The organism is Paenibacillus sp. D51F, assembly GCF_053345695.1.
In genome coordinates, this window is sequence record NZ_JBKFAO010000005.1 from 345,026 (window position 1) to 352,221 (window position 7,196).

Sequence of the window (7,196 nt, forward strand, 5' to 3'; positions counted from 1 at the left end):
CCGAAATCAAGTTAGGGCCGCTGCATCCGCTGGCGGCTGGTTAGTGCAGTTCGAGAGGAGCAGTGAAGACAAGCATGTCTACGAACCCACAGCATACGTACGACGAGAGCCAGATACAGGTGCTTGAAGGACTGGAAGCAGTCCGCAAGCGTCCGGGTATGTATATCGGCTCCACCAGCAGCAAAGGACTTCACCATCTCGTCTGGGAAGTCGTCGACAACAGCATTGACGAAGCGCTCGCCGGTTATTGCGACCGGATTACGATAACGATTCACGAGAACAACAGCATTACCGTAACGGACAATGGACGGGGAATTCCGGTCGGCGAGCATCCGAAGATGAAGCGTCCTACGCTGGAAGTCGTCATGACTGTCCTGCATGCCGGCGGCAAGTTCGGCGGCGAAGGCTACAAAGTATCCGGAGGCTTGCACGGTGTCGGCATTTCCGTCGTGAACGCCCTTTCGGAGCTGGTCGTCGTGCAGGTCAGCCGCGACGGCAAGGTCTATGAGCAGGAATACCGCCGCGGCGCTCCTCAGTACGACGTGAAGATCGTCGGGGACAGCACGTCGACGGGTACCAAGACGCTGTTCAAGCCGGATCCAGAGGTGTTCACCGAGACGACCGTGTTCGAATACGAGACGCTGCAATCGCGCGTCCGCGAGCTGGCGTTCCTGAACAAAGGGATCGAGCTTGTCCTTGCCGACGAGCGCACCGGAGTCAGCAACAGCTTCAAGTATGACGGCGGCATCATCGAGTTCGTCGAGTACCTCAACCGCAACCGCGAAGCCGTCAATGAGAGGCCGATCTATGTCGAAGGCTCCAAGGACGGTATCCAGGTGGAGGTGTCGCTGCAGTACAACGACAGCTACAGCGAGAACATCTACTCCTTCGCGAACAATATCAACACGCATGAAGGCGGCACCCACGAGTCCGGCTTCAAGAGCGCTCTGACCCGGATCATCAACGATTACGCCCGCAAGAGCGGCGCGATCAAGGAGAACAACTCCAATCTATCCGGCGAGGACGTGCGCGAGGGTCTGACCGCGATCATCAGCGTCAAGATTCCCGAGCCGCAGTTCGAAGGACAGACCAAGACCAAGCTCGGCAACAGCGAGGTGCGCGGCATCGTAGAGTCGTTCTTCGCCGAGAAGCTGCAGGAATTCCTGGAAGAGAACCCGTCTGTTGCCCGCAAAATCGTGGACAAGGGATTGCAGGCTTCGCGAGCCCGAGAAGCGGCCAAGAAGGCCCGCGAGCTGACGCGCCGCAAGAGCGCTCTCGAAGTCAGCTCGCTGCCCGGCAAGCTGGCCGACTGCTCGTCCAAGGATGCCAGCATCAGCGAGCTGTACATCGTCGAAGGAGATTCCGCCGGCGGTTCGGCCAAGCAGGGCCGCGACCGGCATTTCCAGGCGATCCTGCCGCTGCGCGGCAAGATCCTCAACGTCGAGAAGGCGCGTCTGGACCGGATTCTCTCCAATGCTGAGATCCGCGCCATCATTACGGCCCTCGGCACCGGAATCGGGGATGATTTCGACCTCGCGAAAGCCCGGTACCACAAGATCATCATCATGACGGATGCCGACGTCGACGGCGCCCACATCCGGACCCTGCTGCTGACATTCCTTTATCGCTACATGCGCCGGATTCTGGAAGCGGGCTACGTGTACATCGCCCAGCCTCCTCTGTTCAAAATCGAGCGCAACAAGGTCATTCGTTACGCGCAGTCCGAGCGGGAGCGCGAGGAGATCATGGCCGAATTCGGCGAAGGAGCCAAAATCAACGTTCAGCGCTACAAAGGCCTCGGCGAGATGAACGCTTCGCAGCTGTGGGAGACGACGATGGATCCCGAGAGCCGGACGATGCTTCAGGTTCAGATCGAGGATGCGATCAAGGCGGACATCATGTTCGACACGTTGATGGGCGACAACGTCGAGCCTCGCCGCGAGTTCATCCAGCAATACGCCAAGGACGTCAAAAACCTGGATATCTGATTCCACGCCAATGATCCCGGCGCCTACTCGGCCCGGGATTTTTTTCATCGGCTTTGCTCGAAGAAATCAGCGGGTTTTGCGCCTTGGAGCATAGGCGGCGGCGTAACGTCTCATCCGGCGGAAGATACTCTGATCCTTAAGCTTGCGGAATATAAACGGATCCGGCATCGTATTGACCTCGAGAATCCACGGCTTCAAGCTGGCGCTGACCGCAACGTCCAGTCCGATTTCCTTGAGGCCGGCATAACGGGTAGCGAGCTGCTCCGCCGCCTTGACGCCGATATGGCGCAAGTGGTCCTTGAATTCCTTCTGCGCGGCATCGTCCAAATGTCCTGCCATCAACGTTTCGAATGGGGTGATCGTGCCTCCGCTATGGTAGTTGGTGACGATTTTGGATGGATGTCCAAGCCGGCCGATGATGCCGGTCGTCTCCCATCTCCCGCTCGGGTTTTTCTGCACCATGACCCGCAGGTCGAAGCGCCGGTGCCGATGCTTCAGGAGATCGATTCCTTGTTGTGCTAAGTATCTCCTTTTGGGACGTGATTTCTCGAGCCCGGCGAACAGTCCGTCAAAGCTGGCGTAGGATCGGATCCTCGTCCCGCTTTGGAATCTGTAGCCCCGATCGAGCTTCTGGACCTTGATGACGCCGTTGCCGAACGTGCCTGCGTCGGGCTTGACGTACAGCATCCGGTACTGCTCCAGCATGGCTCGCAGCGTGTCCTTGGAATAGGTTCTTGTGTCTGGAATATAGGGTTTAAGCGAATCCGACTGGAGCAGCACCCCCGTTTTCATTTGCTTGCTCATAACCCTTTGGATGGCCAACCGATCTCATCCTTCCTCATCTGTCGAAAGAGCGATAAATCGCGTGCAATTCCCGCAGCCCTTCCAGATTTCAGTCCAATTTCCGATATCTTAAGCGACTAAACAATGATATAATAGAGTGTACTGACCATTCGTGCTGAATCCCTTTATTTTATGGATTCCCGCTATGAATGGAGCTCGGCATCCACCTATTTTTTGCGATCCGCGACGTTTAATTATGCCCGCTTTGTGCAAGACAGATAAGATAGGGCGGGCAGGCGCCGCGCAAGTCGCCACCATCAGGTTGAGCCGTTTGGAGGCCTGACCGCACAGGAGGTAAGTATGGCGGAAGAACAACGTTCTCAAATTAAAGACCGGGATATCGGCACGGAAATGCGCGAGTCGTTCATGGATTATGCCATGAGCATCATCGTCAGCCGCGCGCTGCCGGATGTGCGCGACGGGCTTAAGCCTGTCCACCGCCGCATCCTGTTCGCTATGTCCGAGCTTGGCATGGCCCCGGACAAGCCTTATAAAAAATCAGCCCGGATCGTGGGCGAGGTCATCGGCAAGTATCACCCGCACGGCGACAGCGCCGTGTATGAATCGATGGTCCGGATGGCGCAGGATTTCTCCATGCGCTATATGCTCGTCGACGGACATGGCAACTTCGGTTCCATCGACGGAGACATGGCGGCTGCCATGCGCTACACCGAAGCCCGATTGTCCAAGATCGCGATGGAGCTGCTCCGCGACCTGAACAAGGATACGGTCGACTACAATCCCAACTATGACGGCGAGGAAAGGGAGCCTGCCGTATTGCCGGCACGCTTCCCGAACCTGCTCGTCAACGGCGTCTCCGGCATCGCTGTCGGCATGGCGACCAATATCCCGCCGCATAACCTGCGGGAAGTCATCGACGGCGTCCAGGCGCTGATCCGCAACCCGGACATTACGTCTGTGGAGCTGATGGATTACGTCAAAGGTCCGGATTTCCCGACTGCGGGCTTCGTCATGGGCCATTCCGGCATCCGCCAGGCCTATACGACTGGACGCGGCTCCGTAACGATGCGCGCCCGGGCCGAGATCGAAGAGAATGGCGGCAAAGCCCGGATCGTCGTGCATGAATTGCCTTATCAGGTGAACAAAGCCCGGCTTGTCGAGAAGATCGCCGAGCTCGTCCGCGAGAAGAAGATCGAGGGCATTACCGACCTGCGTGACGAGTCCGACCGCAACGGCATGCGCGTCGTCATCGAGCTGCGGCGCGACGTCAACCCGAGTGTAACCCTGAACAACCTGTACAAGCATACCCAGATGCAATCGACGTTCGGCATCAATATGCTGGCGCTGGTCAACGGCGAGCCGCGCACCCTTACGCTGCGCGACATGCTGTACCACTATCTGCAGCACCAGATGGTGGTTATCCGCCGCCGTACCGAATTCGACCTTAAAAAAGCGGAAGCCAGAGCGCACATCCTCGAAGGCTTGCGCATCGCGCTTGATCATATCGACGAGATCATTTCGCTTATTCGTTCCTCGCGCACGACCGACGAAGCGCGTGAAGGCTTGATCAACCGCTTCTCGCTCAGCCTGGAGCAGGCCCAAGCGATCCTCGACATGAGGCTGCAGCGCCTGACCGGCCTGGAGCGGGAGAAGATCGAAGCCGAGTACAACGAACTGCTTGCCCGCATCGCCGAGTACAAGGCCATTCTGGCCGACGAGCAGCTGGTGCTCGAGATCATCAGCAAGGAGCTTGCCGAGATCAACGAACGCTTCGGCGACGAGCGCCGCACGGAAGTGACGATCGGCGAGGACGAGATTCTTGACGAGGACCTGATTCCGCGCGAGGATGTCGTCATCACGATCACCCATTCGGGCTACGTGAAGCGGCTGCCGGTATCGACTTACCGCAGCCAGCGCCGCGGCGGCAAGGGCGTCATCGGCATGGACACCAAGTCCGATGACTTTGTGGAGCATTTGTTCATCTCGAACACGCACCACTACCTGCTCTTCTTTACCGACAAAGGCAAGGTGTACCGGCTCAAAGCCTACGAGATCCCTGATCTCAGCCGTACGGCCCGCGGAACGCCGATCATCAACCTGCTGCAGATCGAGCAGGGCGAGACGGTCAATGCCGTCATTCCGGTCGAAGCTTTCGATCCCGATTGCTACCTGTTCTTCGGAACGCGCCAAGGCATCGTCAAGAAGACGCCTCTCGACGATTACTCCAATATCCGCCGCGTCGGCCTGATCGCCATCAACCTGCGCGAGGATGACGATCTGATCAGCGTGAAGCTGACGGACGGCAAACAGGAGATCATCATCGGTACGGCGGACGGCATGTCGATCCGATTCCCGGAAAGCGATGTGCGTTCCATGGGCCGTTCGGCCACAGGAGTCAAGGGCATCGCTCTCGATGATGACGACCGGGTGATCGACCTGGACGTCGTGGATCCGGAGCAGGAAGTTCTGATCGTTACGGCCAAAGGATACGGCAAGCGGACTCCGGTAAGCGAATACCGGACGCAATCGCGCGGCGGCAAGGGGATCAAGACCTTGAACGTAACGGAGAAGAACGGTCCAATCGCCGGTCTCAAAATGGTGGAAGACGGCGAGGATCTGATGATCATGACCGCATCGGGAACGATGATCCGCATGAACATGGATACGATCTCTTCCATGGGCCGCAACACGCAGGGCGTGCGTCTGATCAACATTCGCGACGAGGACTCGGTCGCTACGGTGACACGGGTTGCCAGAAGCGAAGAAATTCAGGAAGAAGATGAAGAACCGGGCGATGTGCCGGCAGGAGACGAAGAGGCCGGTACAGATAGCGAATAGGCATTTGAACGCGTCATAAGGGGAGGAACCGTCTTGATTACGGTCGATTGCGCGCAGTTGAAGCTGGGTGATGTCATTTCGCAGGATGTGCTGACTCCATTGGGGGGCGTTCTGTTCCACAAGGGCCGTGTCGTCACGATGCGCGAAATGGATATTCTGACGGCATTCATGGTGCAGCAGGTTGCCATTGAACGCGGCGGAGCCGAGGCTCCTCCTGCAGCCAAATCGGAAAGCAAGCCTCTTCCGCATAGCGGCCTGACTCTCGAATACGATTCGATGGTCGCTCTGTTGAAGAAAGCCTATGGACAAGTGGCGGGAGGGGCTGCCCTGCCTATTCTGGAGCTGCGGACCGGTCTGGAGAAGCTGCTCTCCCATTCCAGGAACTATCAGGTTCTTAGTTTCTCCCCAAGGCATGTCAATCAGGAGGAGTTCTACTTTCACAGCAGCGTACTCTCCTCCCTGACCTGCTATCAGCTCGCGCAGTGGGCGGGACTCCCGTCCAAGGATTGGATGCAAGTCGCGATGGGCAGCCTGCTGCATGATATCGGCAACGTGAAGGTGGATCGGACCATACTGGCCAAGCCGGGGATTCTCACTTCAACCGAGCAGGAAGAAATGAAGAGGCACACCCTTAGCGGCTACTCGCTGCTGAAAGGCGTAGCCGCCCTCAATGAGGGGGCGAAGCTCTCCGCCCTTCAACATCATGAGCGAATCGACGGCAGCGGTTATCCGCTGGGCTTGGCTGCGGAGAACATTCATCCTTACGCCAAGATGGTTGCCATTGCAGATATCTTTCATGCCATGACCCTGAACAAGATCTATCGCCGAGCTTCGTCGCCCTACCTCGTTCTGGAGCAGATTCAACAGGATGCCTTCGGCAAGCTGGATCCTTCCTATGTAAGGACATTCATCGAGAAAGCGACTCAGTTCCATAATGGCACTCTCGTGAGGCTAAGCGATGGGCGCGTGGGAGAGATCGTCTTCACCGATCGCAATCACATTACCCGTCCGTGGGTTTCCGTCGACGGCAGCATCGTGGACCTTTCCACACAGCGCCGGCTTCATATAGAAGAAGTTCTTTCATAAGAGAACCCGCTCATTAATTTCAAGAGACCGTCAGGATGATCCTGGCGGTTTCTTTTTTTATCGGGTCGCCCGGCATTAGCTAGCGGATATAGAAACCAGGATGATGAAGAAGACGAAGATGTATTCGGGATGAAGATCAGTTCAAGGGTTCCTATCTGTCCTTCTCTATAGAGGAAACTCATAGTCTATGATCGCTGAAAGGGGAAGCTTGAACCAAACATACGAATGGTTGTAAATCTGGATCGCAGCAGCCGTTTTGGAGGGGGAAGAGGCTTTGAAAAAAAGGATTTTAAAAATCTTAAAAAAACACTTGCATTGGCCTATGTGGCCGTGATATATTATCTAAGTCGCCGCTGAGAGGCACGACGGAAACAAGCGAAACAGAAGCGAATTTGTTCTTTGAAAACTGAACAACGAGTGAAGCAAGTCAACGTTATAAATGAGCAAGTCAAACACCTTTATGGAGAGTTTGATCCTGGC

Annotated in this window: 4 protein-coding genes; 3 read left to right on the forward strand and 1 reads right to left on the reverse strand. The window is 56.6% G+C overall.

The features are described 5' to 3' along the window. The first annotated feature begins 74 nt into the window (after window positions 1–74). The gene (gene gyrB / locus ACLBWT_RS12355; protein ID WP_447663412.1) at window positions 75–1,988 is read left to right on the forward strand and encodes a DNA topoisomerase (ATP-hydrolyzing) subunit B; all 1,914 of its coding nucleotides are present in this window, start codon (window positions 75–77) and stop codon (window positions 1,986–1,988) included. A 66-nt stretch (window positions 1,989–2,054) separates the two neighbouring features. Here gyrB and ACLBWT_RS12360 read toward each other — a convergent pair whose 3' ends face one another. After that, window positions 2,055–2,810: a YheC/YheD family protein gene (locus ACLBWT_RS12360; protein ID WP_447663413.1), complete on the reverse strand. Its 756-nt coding sequence runs from the start codon at window positions 2,808–2,810 to the stop codon at window positions 2,055–2,057. A gap of 321 nt (window positions 2,811–3,131) precedes the next feature. Here ACLBWT_RS12360 and gyrA point away from each other — a divergent pair, with 321 nt between their 5' ends. Both gyrA and ACLBWT_RS12370 read left to right on the forward strand, forming a co-directional pair. Then, window positions 3,132–5,630: a DNA gyrase subunit A gene (gene gyrA, locus ACLBWT_RS12365; protein WP_447663414.1), complete on the forward strand. Its 2,499-nt coding sequence runs from the start codon at window positions 3,132–3,134 to the stop codon at window positions 5,628–5,630. Between the two features lie 33 nt (window positions 5,631–5,663). Next, window positions 5,664–6,716, forward strand: a complete 1,053-nt coding sequence (locus ACLBWT_RS12370) for an HD-GYP domain-containing protein (protein WP_447663415.1) — start codon at window positions 5,664–5,666, stop codon at window positions 6,714–6,716. The last annotated feature ends 480 nt before the right edge of the window (window positions 6,717–7,196 follow it).

Bases quoted from the DNA above. Each gene is read 5' to 3' on its own strand.
- gyrB (WP_447663412.1), top strand. From the start codon at position 75: ATGTCTACGAACCCACAGCATACGTACGACGAGAGCCAGATACAGGTG.
- gyrA (WP_447663414.1), top strand. From the start codon at position 3,132: ATGGCGGAAGAACAACGTTCTCAAATTAAAGACCGGGATATCGGCACG.